14 protein-coding genes and 1 tRNA gene are annotated in these 16845 nt (G+C 58.0%); 8 read left to right on the top strand and 7 right to left on the bottom strand.

Going from position 1 to position 16845, the window contains the following annotated elements; translation table 11 throughout:
• Positions 1 to 32: 32 nt before the first annotated feature.
• Positions 33 to 1340, bottom strand: a complete 1308-nt coding sequence (locus tag AKG12_RS17875) for an MFS transporter (protein WP_052819889.1) — start codon at positions 1338 to 1340, stop codon at positions 33 to 35.
• A 293-nt stretch (positions 1341 to 1633) separates the two neighbouring features.
• Here AKG12_RS17875 and AKG12_RS17870 point away from each other — a divergent pair, with 293 nt between their 5' ends.
• The 5 genes from AKG12_RS17870 to AKG12_RS17850 all read left to right on the top strand — a co-directional run bounded on the left by AKG12_RS17870 (position 1634) and on the right by AKG12_RS17850 (position 7081).
• On the top strand, positions 1634 to 2749 hold the full coding sequence (locus tag AKG12_RS17870) for an RHE_PE00001 family protein (RefSeq protein ID WP_052819887.1): 1116 nt from the start codon (positions 1634 to 1636) through the stop codon (positions 2747 to 2749).
• Positions 2750 to 3006: 257 nt separating this feature from the next.
• Positions 3007 to 3237: a helix-turn-helix domain-containing protein gene (locus tag AKG12_RS17865; RefSeq protein ID WP_046801638.1), complete on the top strand. Its 231-nt coding sequence runs from the start codon at positions 3007 to 3009 to the stop codon at positions 3235 to 3237.
• Between the two features lie 232 nt (positions 3238 to 3469).
• Positions 3470 to 4720: an adenylate/guanylate cyclase domain-containing protein gene (locus AKG12_RS17860; protein WP_046801637.1), complete on the top strand. Its 1251-nt coding sequence runs from the start codon at positions 3470 to 3472 to the stop codon at positions 4718 to 4720.
• A 233-nt stretch (positions 4721 to 4953) separates the two neighbouring features.
• A complete protein-coding gene (iolG, locus tag AKG12_RS17855; RefSeq protein WP_046801636.1) occupies positions 4954 to 5946 on the top strand; it encodes an inositol 2-dehydrogenase in 993 nt (330 codons plus the stop codon).
• Between the two features lie 250 nt (positions 5947 to 6196).
• On the top strand, positions 6197 to 7081 hold the full coding sequence (locus AKG12_RS17850; protein ID WP_046801729.1) for a DMT family transporter: 885 nt from the start codon (positions 6197 to 6199) through the stop codon (positions 7079 to 7081).
• A gap of 15 nt (positions 7082 to 7096) precedes the next feature.
• On the opposite strand, the gene ocd is transcribed toward AKG12_RS17850, so the two are convergent.
• Together ocd and rocF are read right to left on the bottom strand one after the other, a co-directional pair.
• The gene (ocd, locus tag AKG12_RS17845; RefSeq protein WP_046801635.1) at positions 7097 to 8152 is read right to left on the bottom strand and encodes an ornithine cyclodeaminase; all 1056 of its coding nucleotides are present in this window, start codon (positions 8150 to 8152) and stop codon (positions 7097 to 7099) included.
• Between the two features lie 13 nt (positions 8153 to 8165).
• Positions 8166 to 9086, bottom strand: coding sequence for an arginase (gene rocF, locus AKG12_RS17840; protein ID WP_046801634.1), 921 nt, complete (start codon positions 9084 to 9086; stop codon positions 8166 to 8168).
• A gap of 130 nt (positions 9087 to 9216) precedes the next feature.
• Here rocF and AKG12_RS17835 point away from each other — a divergent pair, with 130 nt between their 5' ends.
• The 3 genes from AKG12_RS17835 (at position 9217) to AKG12_RS17825 (ending at position 12101) form a co-directional block, all read left to right on the top strand.
• On the top strand, positions 9217 to 9654 hold the full coding sequence (locus tag AKG12_RS17835) for an Lrp/AsnC family transcriptional regulator (RefSeq protein ID WP_046801728.1): 438 nt from the start codon (positions 9217 to 9219) through the stop codon (positions 9652 to 9654).
• Positions 9655 to 9776: 122 nt separating this feature from the next.
• Positions 9777 to 9850, top strand: a tRNA-Gln gene (locus AKG12_RS17830).
• Between the two features lie 121 nt (positions 9851 to 9971).
• Entirely contained in the window at positions 9972 to 12101 is a 2130-nt protein-coding gene (locus AKG12_RS17825; RefSeq protein WP_285277760.1) for a DUF6538 domain-containing protein, read from the top strand.
• A 42-nt stretch (positions 12102 to 12143) separates the two neighbouring features.
• Here the strand turns inward: AKG12_RS17825 and AKG12_RS17820 are convergent, their stop codons facing one another.
• From AKG12_RS17820 to AKG12_RS17805, 4 genes are all read right to left on the bottom strand, one after another.
• A complete protein-coding gene (locus AKG12_RS17820) occupies positions 12144 to 14474 on the bottom strand; it encodes a hypothetical protein (RefSeq protein ID WP_052819885.1) in 2331 nt (776 codons plus the stop codon).
• Between the two features lie 231 nt (positions 14475 to 14705).
• Positions 14706 to 15020: a hypothetical protein gene (locus AKG12_RS17815; RefSeq protein WP_052819884.1), complete on the bottom strand. Its 315-nt coding sequence runs from the start codon at positions 15018 to 15020 to the stop codon at positions 14706 to 14708.
• A 321-nt stretch (positions 15021 to 15341) separates the two neighbouring features.
• Positions 15342 to 16280, bottom strand: a complete 939-nt coding sequence (locus AKG12_RS17810) for a hypothetical protein (RefSeq protein ID WP_052819882.1) — start codon at positions 16278 to 16280, stop codon at positions 15342 to 15344.
• Between the two features lie 32 nt (positions 16281 to 16312).
• On the bottom strand, positions 16313 to 16845 hold a 533-nt coding region (locus tag AKG12_RS17805; RefSeq protein WP_052819881.1), incomplete at its 5' end, for a M41 family metallopeptidase.

Here is a 16845-nt window from a genome sequence, read left to right as displayed (position 1 = left end):
AGGACGGGGCTTTTGTCGTCTGGATGTATCGCTCAATCCTCGTGGATATGGCTGTGATCGCGCGTATCGCGCATCTTCACATAGACCACCAGCGACAGTGCAATCATGATCGTCACATACCAGAAGAACCAGTTTTCATGGCCGATCTGCTTGAACTTCAAAGCCACGAACTCTGCCGTTCCACCAAAAATGGTGTTCGCCAGCGCATAGGGCAGCGCCACGCCGAGCGCACGGATATGGGCCGGGAACATTTCCGCCTTCACCACCGCATTGATGGAGGTGTAGCCGGTAACGATCAGCAGGCCGACCAGAGCGAGGGCGAAAGCCATGATCGGATCGGTCGTCGTCGCCAGCGTGGTGAAGATGACGTAGGTAAACAGCGTGCCGAGAATGCCAAAGCCCACCATCAGCGGTTTGCGGCCGACCTTCTCGGACAGCGCACCGGCAAGCGGCTGGCACAGCATGAAGACGAAGAGCGCCGCCGTGGTAATTTCGGTCGCACTTTCCTTACTGAAACCCGAGGTGTTGACGAGGAATTTCTGCAGATAGGTCGTGTAAGCGTAGAAGGCGAGCGTGCCGCCTGATGTCAGCGCCATGACCATCAGCGCTTCCCGCGGATAGTGCTTGAACAGCGCCCATCCGCTGGATTTCGGCTTGTCGGCATCACCACCGGCCTTGGCATTTTCGAAGGACTGCGTTTCGGCAAGGCCACGACGGATATAAAACACCGCAATCGCCAGAATGCCGCCAATGAAGAAGGGAATACGCCAACCCCAGTCGCCAAGCTGTGCCGGCGTCAGCACCCGCTGCAACACCAGAAGCACCGCCAGCGCCAGAAGCTGACCGGAGATCAGCGTTACATACTGGAAGCTCGAGAAGAAGCCGCGACGGCTCTTGCCGGCCATTTCACTGAGATAGGTAGCGCTGGCGCCATATTCACCGCCAACGCTGATGCCCTGCAGAAGGCGGGCGAAAACCAGAATGGCAGGTGCGGCGATGCCGATCGTCTCATGGCCAGGCGTAATCGCGATCAACAGGGAACCAAGACACATCAGCGTAACGGACAAGGTCAGGCCGGCCTTGCGGCCCTTGCGGTCGGCATAGGTGCCCATGAACCAGGCCCCGATCGGCCGCATCAGAAATCCGACGGCAAAAACGGCGGCTGCGCTCAAGAGTTCGGCGGTCTGGTTTCCGGAAGGGAAGAACACCGGTGCGAAATAAAGGGTGAAGGCCGAATACACATACCAGTCGTACCATTCAACGAGATTGCCCGCCGATCCGCCGATAATGGATTTCAAACGGGTTTTCTGATCCGGCGCGGTGGCGGGACCATTTGCCATAATATTCACGGGTTGACTCCAATTCATCTTCGTCTGGAGATGGAAGGGCGAACGGAAGGTGTGATAATTTGTCGCTCTTGGCGGGGGTATATACCCGTCATGTTGCAATGCGCAAGCTTATGCTGCATCGCAACAATGCGGTAGAAGCGTCAGAAGTGACCTGCATCGCAGGGAATCCCGGCCCTCCATACCGGTCCGCGCAGTAGGATCTTCGGTGATGATACCGGCAAAAGTGGAACCGGGCCATTGCAATCCGTCTTGTAAGCCGCGCGCGCTCAAACTAAAAAATATCAATGATTTATGATATATCGGACATCCAGATCGAAAAGCTTCTCATCGCCGCCGCCCGTGCGGGCGAAGCGCTGGCCCGGCTGGATGAACGGATCAGCCGCTCACCGATGAAACACGGCTTCATCGAAAGGCAGGATTTCACCGACGCGATTTCCTCCATGTGGGTCGACGGCGAACTCGTCCATATGGAAGATCTGGTCCTGCATGACGCTCATATGGACGTGCGCGCGCCCACCCACGAAATGACGGCGGCGCACCGAATCTTGCGGTCAAGGCGGCTGATCTTTTCCAATGCCGCCGGCTGGGCCCTCACCGCCCCCGGCCTTTCCAGATTACGAGGCAGAGCCACACTTGCAGCCGACGAGGTGTCACTTCCCAGGGAAACCGGGGATCATGCCCGCAGCGACGAGAGCGGCACGGCTGGGGAAGCGCTGCTGGACGGGGCTTTTTCCGAACTGGATGCGCTGCTGGCGCGAAGCTCCGCGACACTTGAGGCGATTACCGCCGGTAACATGCCCACGCCCATGAACCAGCGGCAGGAAGGCCATCCGATCATCAATGAGCCTGACTGGGACGAGGACGAACGGCTGAAAGAATGGCTGGAACTGCACGCAAGGACGGCGGAACTGCCGGCCATCCTTCGCACCGCCATTCTGCTCGACGCCTGGAACATGATCGAGGTGTTGCAGCGCAGCCCCTGGCTCGGCCGGCTTCTGGCCGCCGCCTTTCTGCGTGAGGGGGCCGTGACGCCCGATCACCTGCCGGCACTGAGCACTGGCCTTCGCGCCGTTCCGCGCGAGCGCCGACACGCCAGAAACCAGACACAGCGGCTGCTCGCCCTTCTGGACAGTTTTTACGAGGCGGCGCAGACCAGTTTGAAAGAACATGACCGGCTGACCCACGCGCGGGATCGCATGATGCGCAAGCTGACCGGCCGGCGCTCATCCTCACGTTTGCCGGAACTGGTGGAGCTGGTGGTTTCCCGGCCGGTGGTTTCGGCGGCGATGATCGTCAAGGAACTCGGCACCACGCCCCAGGGCGCAATCGGGCTCGCCAATCAGCTGGAATTGCGGGAAGTTACGGGTCGCGGCCGTTTTCGCGCCTGGGGCATGCTTTAAGCGTGGCATTCTGAAATATGGCCTGCCCGAAACTGGAAAATTGCCTGTCGTCCGGCTGTTTCCACCACTGAAAATGCCGCAGCAATGCGGCGATCACGAATCTTAACAAAATTTAACTATTGCGTAGGTGGGCGAAGCGTCTATGTTCCTCGCTGCGTTGCAGCACGATTTCTTCTCCGGCAACGCGGTCGCATTCGGCCCCGGCAACTTTTCTTTGCCGCCCGCATTTAAGTGTCCATCATCAGGGAGATGCAATAATGACAATTTCAGTCTCAGAACTTAATTCCGATCACGAAACCGATGCTCCTTTTGCCAAAAAGGTCCTGACCGCGCGCACGCTCGCCGGCTATACGGTCGAACAGCTTGCCGTCACCTGCGGCCTCACCACCACCGAAATCCACGCACTGGAAGACGGCACCGACAGCGATCCATCGCGTATCAGACGCGTTGCCGCCGCCCTGCATATTCCTGTCGAAACCGTTATCTGATCGCCCGTAGCGATCACGAAAAATCTCAGCGCCGCCGGGGACGATGTTCAAGAGAACATCCGGGCGGCGCGCGTGGCCTGAGGCCGTTAATATCTTCCGGAAGATTTTCCGAAGCCCTCTCTTAACATTTTCGTTATCCGGCACCACATGGGGTTCACGAGCGACCATGGTCGATGAAGTTCGACATGTGCCCTGCCCGTGCGAGAGCAGCAACAACCTCCGGAATCCTGCCATGACACTCAGCCTTAACACCGAAGAACGGGTTTCTTCAGCATTGGATGAATTGTGGCCGGCAGAGAAGACCGAAATTCTCGACTGGCTCGTCACCGGCACCAAGGACGAGCGGTTTATCGACGAGATATTCGTGGAGCTTTGCAGCAGACTGCGGGAGAGCGGAATCTCCATCGCAAGGGGCGTTCTCGCTTTTCGCATCCGCCACCCGCAATGGCTTGGCGCTCGGATATTGTGGAAAGCCGGTATGCCCACCGCCGAAATCGCCACCTATGGTTACGGCTCGGAGAGTACGCCCGAATATCTCAACAGTCCCATCAACGACATCCATCAGGGTGCGACGGAAGTCCGCCACCGCCTGAACGGCGATGACATCGATGAACCCGGTTATACGATCTATGAAGAGCTGCGGGCCGAAGGGCTGACGGATTATTGCGCCTGGCCGATCGAACACACTTTTGGAAAGCGCCATGTCGCGACATTCTCCAGCGACCAGCCAGGCGGTTTTTCCGACAGCGAAATCGCCGCCCTGAAAAACCTGCTGCCGGCTTTGGCGCTGGTCAGCGAAATACGCCTCAAAAACCGCATGACACGCACCCTTCTGGAAACCTACGTGGGTCCGCATGCGGGCGAAAAAATTCTCAACGGCGCCACGACACGCGGTAGCGGCATAACGGTGGGCGCGGCGATCCTGATCTGCGACCTGCGCAATTTCACCCATATCTCCGACCTTTGGCCGCGCGATGACGTGATCGAGCTCCTGAACGGCTATTTCGACGCCATGTGCGACCCCATCGAGGAATTCGGTGGCGAGATCCTGAAATTCATGGGTGATGGGCTGTTGGCGATTTTTCCGCTGAGCGATCCGCAGGCCTGTGAAAACCTGCTGAAAGCCATCGCCAGCGCGCAAAAGGGTCTCGTCGCCCTCAATGAAATCAATTGCCAGAAAGGTCACGATCCCCTGGGTTACGGCATCGGCGTGCATGTTGGCGATGTCATGTATGGCAATATCGGCTCCAAAACCCGCCTCGATTTCACCGTCATCGGCCCCGCCGTCAACATCGCCTCGCGGCTGGAAACGCTGACCAAGGAAACCGGCCGCAACGTGCTGTTTTCCGAGGAATTCGTCCGTATGGCCGGAAATGGGGACAGGCTGGAAAATCTGGGCCCATGGCTGCTTCGCGGCCTTGAAACCCCGGTCGAGGTCTATGCGCTTCCCCAGAATGCCGTGCAGATGCCCTCCACCAGCTGACGCCCGGCGGCGTTTGGGCCTTGGCTCAGCGCGCCATTTGTCATGATCAGCAACCACATCGCGTGACCTCCACGGACGAATGATTTCGGCCTTGCCTGCCGCTGTCAAATCGCTTGACACGCCCCCGATGTCGATCTAGCAAAATGGAACATATATTCCATATCGAAACATTGTTTGTATTCATATTCTGTCCCTCCGGGAGTGAGGGACGAATGTGAGGAACCGGAGGAAAGATGGTTACGAAATTGGCACTGCTCGGCGCTGGACGGATCGGCAAGGTCCACGCCAAGGCGATCACCACCGACAGCCGTGCGAAGCTGGTGGCTGTTGTGGACGCCATGGCCGGCGCTGCGGAGGCAATTGCCCGCGAAGCGCAGTGCAAGGTCAGCACGATCGACGAGGTTCTGGCCGACAAGACGATCGACGCCGTCATCATCTGCACACCAACCAACACCCATGCCGATCTGATTGAGCGTTTCGCCCGCGCCGGCAAGGCCATCTTCTGCGAAAAGCCCGTTGATCTCGATGTTGCCCGCGCGGAAGCCTGCGCCAAGGTGGTGGAAGAAACCGGCGCAAAGGTGATGCTCGGTTTCAACCGCCGTTTCGATCCGCATTTTCAGGCCGTACATAAGGCAATCGAGGATGGCCGCATCGGCAAGGTGGAAATGGTCACCATCACCAGCCGCGACCCCGGCCCGCCACCGGCTGAATATATCAAGGTATCCGGCGGCATCTTCCGCGACATGACCATTCATGATTTCGACATGGCCCGCTTCCTGCTGGGCGAAGAAGTGGACAGCGTGTTTGCCACCGGTTCGGTTCTCGTCAATCCGGAAATCGGCGCGCTCGGTGATTTCGACAGCGCCAGCATCATTCTGACGACGAAAAGCGGCAGGCAGGCGGTGATTTCGAATTCGCGCCGCGCGACCTATGGTTACGACCAGCGTATTGAAGTGCATGGTTCTCTCGGTTCGGCAGCGGCCGAAAACCAGCGTCCGGTCTCCATCGAGATCGCCAATGCCGACGGTTATACCCGCCCGCCGCTGCATGATTTCTTCATGACGCGTTACACGGCGGCCTATGCGGCGGAAATCACCGCTTTCATCGACAGCATCGAAAACAATGTCGCACCCTCGCCTTCCATCAAGGACGGGCTGATTGCGCTGAAGCTGGCCGACGCCGCGCTGAAATCCGCGACCTCCAAGACGGCCGTGACAATCGGCTGAAGCCGATCTCATCTTCACCCTCGGGTTTGACCCGGGGGTGAGTGTTCCGGCTGTTTTTTTGAGAAAAGCCGATTATTCCGCACCCGTCCGAACGCTGGTTGCCTATCAAAAAGGCAGTCGCTGGACTTGCATAGCTGCTATTCGGAAAATAAGGTTGTCTGACAAGGTGCGGCCGTAACATATGGCTGCTACCCATCTCATTCACGCCGAATCCTCTTTTGCTGGCAAGCAGCCGGACAGCGATTTTTTCATGCCATCACCCAAGACCGGTTTTCTTTATGCGCTTGTCGCCTTCACGATCTTTGCGGCGCAGGATGGCATCTCGAAACATCTGGGCAGCGCCTATCCGCCCGTCTTCATCGCCATGCTGCGATACTGGGCCTTTGCCGTCTTCGTTCTGTTGATGGCCGCAAGGTCATCGGGCGGCATCCGGGGTGCCGTCATGGCCAACCGTCCCTGGCTGCAGATCGGTCGCGGTGTTCTGCTGGCGGTACAGATCGTTTTTTCGATCTTCTCCTTTGCCATTGTCGGGCTGGCGCACAGCCACTCCATCATCGCTTCGGCGCCGCTCATCGTCGCCGCGCTTTCCGTACCCTTGCTTGGGGAAAAGGTCGGCTGGCGGCGCTGGTGCGCCATTTTTGTCGGCTTCATCGGTGTTCTCGTCATCCTGAAACCCGATGGCGAAGGTTTCGACAACAGCCTGATCATCACTTTCATCGCCGCCTTCATGCTGGCGCTTTACGGCGTGCTCACCCGCCTCGGCAGCAGGAGCGATACCGCGATGACGAGCTTTTTTTATACCGGCGTTGCCGGTGCAGCGGCACTGACGCTGGTAGGTCCGTTTTATTGGGTCAGCCTCGAACCCTATGACTGGGGATGGATGCTGGCGCTCTGCATTACCGGCATGAGCGGTCATTATTGCCTGATAAAAGCGTTCGAACTGGCGGATGCAGCTTCCGTGCAGCCTTTCTCCTATTACCAGCTCGTGCTCGTCTCTATCATTGGTGTCACCATCTATGGTGAGATCGTGACATCAAATATGGTACTGGGCGCAGCAATCGTCATTGCCGCCGGCCTCTTCACAATCTGGCGGGAACATGTGGTCGGCCGGAAGAGAAGCGGGGGAGCCGGCTGAGAGCCTGCGCCCTCTTCAGGCGAGAGCCGCCTCACAACGCAGCAACATGCCGAACAGATCGCGCGGCTCATCCGGATCAGCCAGGAGATCCAGCTCCGCATAAAGACCTGTGCCCGGCAGTTTTGAGCGCACGTAACGCAGCGCGGAGAAATCCTCAGTCGCAAAGCCGACGCTGTCGAACAGGGTGATCTGCCTATTGCCCGCCCGGCCCTGTTTTTCGCCGGCAATGACCTGCCATAACTCGGTCACGGGATAATCCTCCGGCAATTGCTGGATTTCACCTTCAATGCGTGTCTGCGGCGGATATTCGACGAAAATATCGGAGCGAAGCAGAATATCCCGGTGCAGTTCCGTCTTGCCCGGGCAATCGCCGCCGACAGCGTTGATGTGAATGCCGGGGCCGACCATGTTGTCGGTCAGGATCGTCGCATATTGCTTGTCAGCGGTGACTGTCGTGATGATATCTGCCCCTTCCACCGCCTCCTCAGCGCTATCGCAGATTTCGATGGCGAATCCCTGTCCGCCAAGATTGCGGGCGCATTTTTCGCTGGCGGACCGGTCGATATCAAAAAGCCGCAGCGTATCAATGCCGAGAATAGCCTTGAAAGCCCGCGCCTGAAATTCGCTCTGAGCACCGTTACCGATGATGGCCATGGAACGGGAATTGGGGCGGGCAAGGTATTTCGCGGCAACGGCCGAGGTGGCGGCAGTGCGCAGCGCCGTCAGGATCGTCATTTCAGTCAGAAGCAACGGATAACCATTGCCGACATCGGAAAGCACGCCGAAGGCCGTTACCGTCTGACGGCCTTCCTTCATGTTCTTCGGATGGCCGTTGACATATTTGAAGCCGTACAGCGTGCCGTCGCTGGTCGGCATCAGCTCGATAACGCCCTCCTTCGAATGTGAGGCGATACGCGGCGTCTTGTCGAAGCTCTTCCAGCGGCGGAAATCCTCCTCCACCACATCGGCAAGCTCACGCAGGAAGGTGTCGATTCCCACCCGCAGCACGAGCTTCATCATATGGTCGACGCTGACGAAGGGAACGATATTGAGATTCGGTATCACGGTCATCGCATCACCCCTTTCAGCCAGCGCGTGTCGGGCGGTCCATGACCCGCTTGCCCAACAGGCTTGCGGCGAGATCGACCATCAGCGTCGCCGTCCTGCCGCGCTCATCGAGAAACGGGTTGAGTTCCACCAGATCGAGACTGCAGACCAGCCCGCTATCATGCAGCATTTCCATCACCAGATGCGCTTCACGGAACGTCGCGCCGCCCGGAACGGTAGTGCCGACGGCAGGCGCAATGGATGGCTCGAGAAAATCGACATCAAGACTGACATGCAGCAGGCCGTTTGCCGCCTGAACGCGGGCGAGAAATTCGCGCAGCAGAACCGCAACGCCGTGCTCGTCTATCGAGCGCATGTCGTGAACGGTGATGCCGCTCTTTTCCAGCGCCGCCCTTTCAGCGGGATCGACGCTTCGGATACCGATCATGCCGATATTTTCTTCCGGCACGGCGTGGGACAGCGGCGGAAAATAACCGGCAAACCCCTCACGACCGCTGAAATAGGCAACGGGTGTGCCATGCAGATTACCGCTGCGTGTCGTCTCCAGCGTGTGATAATCGGTATGGGCATCGAGCCAGAGCACGAAAAACGGCCGGCCCGTCTCGGCCACCCGCCGCGCCATGCCAGCCACCGTTCCTGCCGAAATCGCATGGTCGCCGCCAAGAAAGATCGGTACGGCATCCGCACTTTCGCGATAGGCCGCCTCCGTCAGCGCCTCTGTCCAGGCCACGGTTTCCTCCAGATGATGCACGGCCGGATTGGGGTGACGAAATTCCTTAAGCGGCGCCGGCGCCACATTGCCGGTATCGACCACCCGGTGCCCCAGATCCTCCAGCGCGCGCACGAGACCGGCGATGCGATAGGCGCTCGGTCCCATTTCGCATCCCAATTGCCCCGCTCCGATTTGCAGAGGTGCACCAATAAGCCTGATATCCATTCCCGTCCTCGCTTTCCCAACCAACAACATCACTAAACCATAGAGACATGGCGGACTGAACATCAAATATTGGCAAGATTGTCGAAATGAATTATCAATCTGGCAAAATCACTTTATCAAAATGGCAATCATGGATAATCTCGACGAACGGCTCGTCACCCTTTTGCGTCACAACGGCAGACGCAGCATTTCCGATCTGGCTGTGGAGACGGAAACCTCGCGGGCGACGGTTCGCTCCCGCATGGAAAGAATGGAAAATGACGGCTCCATCATCGGCTACACCGTCATTCTGCGGGCCGATGCGGTGGAGGCGGCGATCCGCGGCATTATGATGATCGAGATTGAAGGCCATGTGACGGACCGCGTCATCCGCACCCTTGGCGGCTTCCCGGAAATATCCGAAATCCACACCACCAACGGCCGCTGGGACCTGATCGTAGAGCTCAACGCCGCCACACTCAGCGATTTCGACGCCGTGCTGCGCCGCATCCGCCTGGTGCCCGGCATCACTGGCAGCGAGACCAGCCTGCTGCTTTCCACCCCGCGCTCCACCCGCGCAAGGCTCTGATCCCGGGACAAAACGCAAAAGAGGGGTGAAAACGCATTTTTCGATTTTTTCGACTTGCGCCCCGGCATAAATCATCTATATGACGACCCACCAAAGCGAACGCGCCACGCGCTTCACGCTTTTGGGGAATAGTTCAATGGTAGAACAGCGGACTCTGACTCCGTCGATCTTGGTTCGAATCCAGGTTCCCCAGCCAATTCTCCCAAAAGCCCTTAATTCCTTGATTTTCCAGTCGTGCCGGATATCGTTTTGGCATCATTGGCGACCTGATACCCAAAACTGGTGCCCAGAGGTGATGCCCACGCGAAAAATACGCGATGGACGAACTTCCGGGCAAAGACAGGGCATTCGTCATGGTCGTGCGCCACGAAGTCGAGAATCTGATCCGTCGCGGAAACATCTTCTATTGGCGGCCACGCGTCCCAGCGGTCTTCATCCACTGCCGTCCCGGCAGCCGCCTTTCACTTAGCCTTCATTGTTCTGACCATAAGAAGGCTCAGATCATTGCCAGGCAGCTCAACATGCAGCTCGCCGAAATGAAAATGAGACCGAAGGAAACGATGGGCGACAGGGAACAACTTCAGAAACTTTTCGAGCATATCCGTGATGGCATGCTCATCGATCTTGAGGGCATCAGCTTGTTGGCAAAGCGTGACGGCCGCGCCGGGCATGTCGCTGAGATGGATCTGGATCTGGAAGCAGGGTGGGCCTATCGGCTTCTGGCGAAGTTTGGCGCGCGCAGAACGCTGACGTTGGACGGCGACTGCAGCGGATTGAACTACCTTCTGAAAAATGGGGTTCCGACCTCCCGGGTCGAGGCCATCAGAAAAAACCATGTTGCTGGGCTGAAGGTTACCCAAAACCCGGCGGTCGAAGCTGCCATCCAAAATCTGATGGTATCCTTTGACATTCCCGACACGGAAGTGAATCGGGAGCGGGCAATGACCAAGTTCCTAGAGGCCCGTGCGGAGGCGTTATTCGACGTCGAGCACCGCCACGAGTTGGTCGACAAAAGTCAGAGCGAATTCATGGGCAGAGGTAGAGCCGTGGCGCCCGTCGCCAGGGTCGGGGCAACCGACACCCCTCCACTTGAGCCTGATTTCACCCCTCCGCCTCCGGTTGTCGAAAGACCTCCTGCATCAGCTCTGACTGCCGCTCCGGACGATCCGGAAATCGCCTATCTTGATCTGGAAAAGGGCTCAGCCACGACGAAGCAGGCTACGTCAAAAGCTTCGGAGGCCGGGCAACGCGTGGTCGCCGTTTCGGATTTCGAGCAGGAGTGCGAAAAGCTGATCGCCAACATGGGCAAGGACTGGGAACCAGCGACCGCGCGTGACGCGATGGCGCTGGTGCGGATGTTCAAATCGGTGCTCATCGAGCATGGAGTGGAGCATTCGGGACAGATTGAGCAATATCATATCGGCCAGTTGCGGCAGCACTTCAATCACATCCCGACGGACTGGGGACGAAGCAGTCGGATGCGCATCATGTCAGCGCCGGAACTCCGGGCTGAGGGGGAGAAGCTGCGTCAGGCGGCAGAGGCTTCGGATACGAAAGCAAAGGTGGGGCTGGCCTCGACAACGATCCGCAAGCATTTCGGGAATTTGCAGCACTTCCTAAAGCACCTGAAAGGCCATGGGTTCGAAATTGAGAGTTGGTCCTTCGAGGGACTGCGCCCGAGAAAGCAGAAGGCCGGAGAGGTCCGCGGAAAACAATTCAAACCAGCTCCGGCGGATATCGCCCCGATTTTCTCAAGTCCCATCTACTTGGGTTCGCACGGCCATCTGCGTGGGAGAAGGCGAGAGCCCGGCAAGCAGGTCTACCACGACTCGCTTTATTATCTGCCGATCCTGTTCACCTACCTTGGAGCCAGGCGGAACGAGTTCGCTGGTCTGACGGTCGATGACATCGCGGAGGATGACGACGGCTATGTCATCATTCTAAGGACGAACAGCGTTCGTGGTTTGAAAAATATTCAGTCAAAGCGACTGCTTCCTATGCCGGAAGAGATGGTCCGATTAGGCTTTATCGAGTATTATTACGCGGTCAAAAAGCTTGGATATGTAACCCTCTTCCCAGATCTATTCTCTGATAAGACGACCAACGATCCCGGTGATCGGTTCTACGATACCTTCAAACCAGTAATGAAAGCCACCCTTGGCACTAAAATGTGGGATAGAGCACTCCACGCGCTCCGGCACGGCATGGCGGACACGTTGAAGCAGGCAGGTGTTCCAACTGAAGTTATCGACGACATTTCAGGGCGGCTGACCGAGGGGAGCGAAACCAATACACGATACACCAACCCCGCCGGACTTCCGCTCATGAGGAGCGCGCTAAAACATTATCCCATCATCACATCCAGCGTCGAACGAAAGCCCCTACAGCTTCTGCCCTGGATCGAAAACAAGCAGCCGCCGCCGTGGGCACGCGAGGGCAAAAAGTGACAGTCCGAGGCGGAAATGATTTCCGCCTCGACGCTACTCAAGCTATGCGGCTTCCCAGACCTGATTGAGAATTCGTGCCGCCAATGCAGCCTTATCCTGCGGAAGGAAGCGGCCATAATGCTTAGCAACCATATCCGCCGTATCCTGGATCGCATAGCTGGCCTGCTCGTATGAGCCAGTCTGTTTCAGGATGTGCGTCGCCAAGACATCCCGGACGTTATGCGGGCCGTGAGGCAACAGTCCTTTGATCGCCCCTCGCCCGGTATAAGGATTGTAGATGCCGTAACGCTGGATGGTCAGCCGCCATGCCTCATAGAAGCTGGTGATGTCGTAAGCCGCATCGGTGCTCGTTGTCTTCACCGTCTTCACGAAGAACGTGCCGGGGTCCTCCACACCTCTCAGCAGAACCGAACGATGCCGCTCCACATAGTCATTGATGTGTCGATATAAATCGAGAAGGTCTGGGAGAACCAACCGGAACGGCTTGTCACCGAAGAACGATGAGTGGGCGTTCTTGAAAGCCACTGCCGGGATCAAAACCTCCCAACCGCCGTCCCGATCACTCCAGCGGATTTCCCCACGCTTGAGCTTCTCGAGAATACGTTCCGGACGCGGCATCTGACCGCGTGGGCAGAGCATCAATTGCCGGAGATTTTTCTGGCGTAGCCCGAGATGCAATCCGAGTCGCAGCATGAGGAAAGATCGAACTGCCTCCGCCGCTGGTCGCGGATAACGCCCTTCGTCCGGCATGAGACGAATGATCTCCTCGGTGATCTTACGGTACTCGCCGACTGGACTATCGGCTTCCAGCACCGGCATGATCGGCTCGAAAGGATCTCGATGAACTCGGGCGATCCGTTGTATCTCTTTCACCCGGTGGGCGGCATGCTTGTGAAAGTCCTCGCACGCTCCATGCCAGTCCTCACGAGCGTAGTCGATCTCGTTTTGTGAGACGAGACCCGGAATAGGCTGAACGCGGGCGAGAAGTTCCGGATGCTGTCGAAGCCATCCGGTGTCCTCCTTAGTGATTGCCAGCGCGATCCGCAGCATGTCGACCTCCCACGCTGTGAAGAAACCACGGCGGCTTTCCCGCCACTGCAGGTACCAGTCCCAGATGCCTGGGAAAATCAGAAGCCCGAATGTCAGGTTACGGACCGGCACACCGTATCCCTTGATCTCTCCAGTGCGGGATGCGGCCAAAGAGCCGAACATCAGCCCGAGGTGCTCGATCTTCTGAGAGGCCGTGTCCTCTCCCCAAACGCCGTTCCGTTGAAATCCAATCGATGTCAGCGCGGAGGTCTTGAAGCGCACGAGGTCGGCCATTTCCATGGCGAGAGCGGGCGGAGCGTCTATCACGCCGGAGACGAGGTCGGGATCCTCGATCCATGTATCCTCATAATTCGCGGGCACGGCGATCTTACCGTCACGCGGTGCGCGGCCACCATAGGATACGCCAGGAAAACGAATAGCGTAACGTTGCTTGGCCGCGGCCGCCTGGAATTTTCGGTAGTCTGTCGAGCCGCTGACGATCACGCGGCGCACCCATTCCAGGATTTCCTCTCGCTTGGCGAAAGGCAAATCGTTGAAATCATCTGGCAGATGCCAGGCGATCCGTCGGCGTTCAGCAGGCTCGATACCCGAAAGATTGAACCCCGACGCCGACCGTGACTGATGCGGAAGTTTCGCCTTGAAGTATCCCTCCGGAAGTCGGTAGCGGCGCTCGATCCGGCCGAGCACCTCAAAACTATTGGTGCTGCGAGGGATGCGTGTCCCCTCAACCCAGGTCAGGAGTGTTTTCCGGTCCATCGTTTCGTCGGCGCGGACGACAGATCGATGGAGGACCCAATATGTCTCGCCATGCCGACGCATGTGAAGTTGAAGCGCTTCCGCGAAGCCGGGCGGGTCGACCCATTCCTGAAACAATGGGTCCGGAAACTCGATGATTGGCGCGGGTTTCCGGGTCACCCAATCACGGCCAGACAGGTTAGCGTCGGCTGCAGCAGCTTTGGGGCCGGTATTCGAGCGGTCGGCCTTTACCACCTTCTTCTTGATCTGCGCGGGTTTCCGCGAACTGGCCTCAACACCTTTTGCGACGGTATCGCCCTTGCTCCATCGGATGATGGCATCGAAGGCCGGATCGATTGCGCGATGATGCACGGCAAGCATGGCGGCATCCACTCCAGTCAACTGGGCAACCACTTCCCAATCGGTGAGACCTCCAGATCTTTGGGGGCCACATCGTCGCTCAATGAGGCGACGCATATAGGCGTTGAGGACGTCGGCATCTTGCGTCGAGAAAATTGGACGCAGTCGCATTTCACAATACGCGTCGATCTTGCGCTGGAATGCTTTGATTGCGGTTAGCTTTGTCATTTCACTTCATGCTCATTGTTGCTAGCCCTCGGAGTGAGGGGCGGTCGAGCTAGGCGAAGCGCATTAACGAAGGGTTGGGACCTTCAGCATCGTCTGGAAAACCGATTCAGAATCAAACGGCGTTTTATGAAGTAATGGGAGGAGAACCTACGAAGTAACCAAACGCCGTTAGGCGCAGACGACGCCGACAACAATAGCCAGCCGACATCGGCAGAACGAGTGCATGGCTGCTCAGACGTCCTGATCGGCGCCCTCCGGATATAGAAGATGAAGCTTCCGGCGGAACGGGAGGCCACCGGACCGATACTTCGATACGAGGTCATCGAAGACCACATCGCATTCCCTCTCATCGAAACCCTGTTCGATCAGCATCGCGACGATGACATCCTGGAACTTCTCGAGCTCGACCTCCTGGCCCTTTTCGACCGCGCGCCGGATCAGCCAGAACAGCGCCACCCTCGCCACGTCGTCCCGATCGGGCCGCCGTGCTTTCCTATTGGCATCACGAAGCGCCTTCTGCCGCTGCCTTGCCGCTTTCAAGCTCATTGCCTGTCCTCCTGCTCCTCGGCCTCCCTTTATGGTCGAAGGACCGGGCGACCGGCGCAAGCGCCGTTTGGCGGAATCGGAAATATCGAAAAGAGAATCGGTGGCTCAGAGTTTGGAATCAAATGACCGCAATTTGTTTTGAGTTGCGGGCACGTCATGTCGCTTCAACATAGGTTGCTACGCCGCGAACGGCGTTGCTGAATCATTCTCTTCGTATTCTGAATCAAAAATCCCGAACTCGGAACCAAATGATCGCAATTTGTCTCAGGTCACGCACGACTTGAGATACGTTGCCGGCAACTTGTTTTAGGTCAAATAAGATTACGGCGCGCTGGATCTATGGTGCCCGAGGATCCAGCCTTCCCATTGGCGCACAGCTTCCATGTCGGGGACGCCTTCGTCACGTCTTCCATCGACGACGTCCAGCATGCCAAGCAATCCAACGACCGCATCGAAACGGTCCTCCCCCGCCTTGTCGTTGCCGAAACCGACATCGATCATTGGAGACAATACGCCAGCATCTATGCCCTGCCGACTTGCAAGCCATGACAGCATCTCACGTCCCATACGCTGTCGATCGATCTGCCGCCGCTTGCTCCATCCGCCGCGAGGCATCCCAAGCTGTCGGTAGACGTCGCCGGGATAGGTCTCGGCGAGGACACAAGTTTTTGTGGCAAGCAGATCCGCCAGTCGTCCGTCGAATGGCCAAAGGCCGATGCCGCTAAGATTCGGGACGATGACTTCTCGCCAACCGCTGATGGCACCTTTTCCGACCTGGTTTCCGCCAAGTGTCCAGAACAGCATACAAGCTGTCTGCCGGTCTGCTGTCGCGTGCTCGCAAAGACGAAGCAGCGATAGCGGGTCCACAATGCCAAGAGCATCGAAGAGGTGAGACCGCTGGGTGCCGCCCGGTCGTGCCGGATAGAAAGGGCGGTGGACGGAAATGCGACTTCGATGATCCGCGACGCTGTACCAGTCCGACCATATCCCGGATCCGAACATCGCAAGAGCGTCGCGGAATGAGCCAAGCTCCGTGGCGCGGGCATAGGCTTGAGGAAGCCCGATCGGAAAATCGAAGCCCAGCAATAGCGAGCCGCTCTCGACCGATCTGCCTTGAAGCCGATCGATCAAGGTTAACGTGTCGCCTACCAACTCCGGGTCATGGACTTTCCATCGCAACCCATCCCGGATAGCAACGGCCATCCAGCGCTTCTTCTTGTCCATGCTCCAGTCGCAATGCGCGACGACGGCGACCTTCATACGATCGTTCCTCCTAATCCACTCGAAGGCTATCAGCTTCCTCTTTCACGATCACCGTGCTTGAGAAGCCGCTTTACCGCCTCGCCATCCAACGCCTGCGCATCGAACAATGCCTTGGTGAGAGCATCAAGCTTGTCCCTGTTCTCTCCCAGGACCTCGACTGCACGAGCAAGAGCCATTTCCAACCGTGCATGAATACGCGCCGCCAGATCCGGATTGCCGTCGAGTGCGGCGGTCGGATCTTTATCATCTCGATAGAGCAGTGGCTGGATGGCGCCGAAGCCCAGACTGCGCTCCATGGCGAGCGCCAGCTTCGTGGCGCGCGCCAGATCGCTGTCGTCGGAGCCGGCCGAACCGGAAGACACCTTGCCAACGACGATCTGCTCGGCGGCCCTGCCCGCCATCAGCATGGCGAGCATGTCTTCCCGATAGCCGAGCGTATCACTGCCGGATGCCGTAAAGCCAAGCTGACTGTAGCCGCCGCCTGAGGGCGTGTCGATGTTAAGGCCATGGATCGGCCCGAGCCTCAGCGCATGATGCACGACCGCATGGCCCGACTCATGGA

The sequence above is a fragment of the Agrobacterium sp. SUL3 genome (genome assembly GCF_001263295.1).
Classification (GTDB): Bacteria; Pseudomonadota; Alphaproteobacteria; order Rhizobiales; family Rhizobiaceae; genus Agrobacterium; species Agrobacterium tomkonis.
This window is presented reverse-complemented; position numbering and strand designations above follow the sequence as displayed.

Coding starts and splice junctions, on each gene's coding strand:
- AKG12_RS17860 (WP_046801637.1), top strand. CDS start 3,470: ATGACACTCAGCCTTAACACCGAAGAACGGGTTTCTTCAGCATTGGAT.
- rocF (WP_046801634.1), bottom strand. CDS start 9,086: ATGGATATCAGGCTTATTGGTGCACCTCTGCAAATCGGAGCGGGGCAA.
- AKG12_RS17875 (WP_052819889.1), bottom strand. CDS start 1,340: ATGGCAAATGGTCCCGCCACCGCGCCGGATCAGAAAACCCGTTTGAAA.
- ocd (WP_046801635.1), bottom strand. CDS start 8,152: ATGACCGTGATACCGAATCTCAATATCGTTCCCTTCGTCAGCGTCGAC.
- AKG12_RS17825 (WP_285277760.1), top strand. CDS start 9,972: ATGGACGAACTTCCGGGCAAAGACAGGGCATTCGTCATGGTCGTGCGC.
- AKG12_RS17835 (WP_046801728.1), top strand. CDS start 9,217: ATGGATAATCTCGACGAACGGCTCGTCACCCTTTTGCGTCACAACGGC.
- AKG12_RS17820 (WP_052819885.1), bottom strand. CDS start 14,474: ATGACAAAGCTAACCGCAATCAAAGCATTCCAGCGCAAGATCGACGCG.
- iolG (WP_046801636.1), top strand. CDS start 4,954: ATGGTTACGAAATTGGCACTGCTCGGCGCTGGACGGATCGGCAAGGTC.
- AKG12_RS17865 (WP_046801638.1), top strand. CDS start 3,007: ATGACAATTTCAGTCTCAGAACTTAATTCCGATCACGAAACCGATGCT.
- AKG12_RS17815 (WP_052819884.1), bottom strand. CDS start 15,020: ATGAGCTTGAAAGCGGCAAGGCAGCGGCAGAAGGCGCTTCGTGATGCC.
- AKG12_RS17870 (WP_052819887.1), top strand. CDS start 1,634: ATGATTTATGATATATCGGACATCCAGATCGAAAAGCTTCTCATCGCC.
- AKG12_RS17850 (WP_046801729.1), top strand. CDS start 6,197: ATGCCATCACCCAAGACCGGTTTTCTTTATGCGCTTGTCGCCTTCACG.
- AKG12_RS17810 (WP_052819882.1), bottom strand. CDS start 16,280: ATGAAGGTCGCCGTCGTCGCGCATTGCGACTGGAGCATGGACAAGAAG.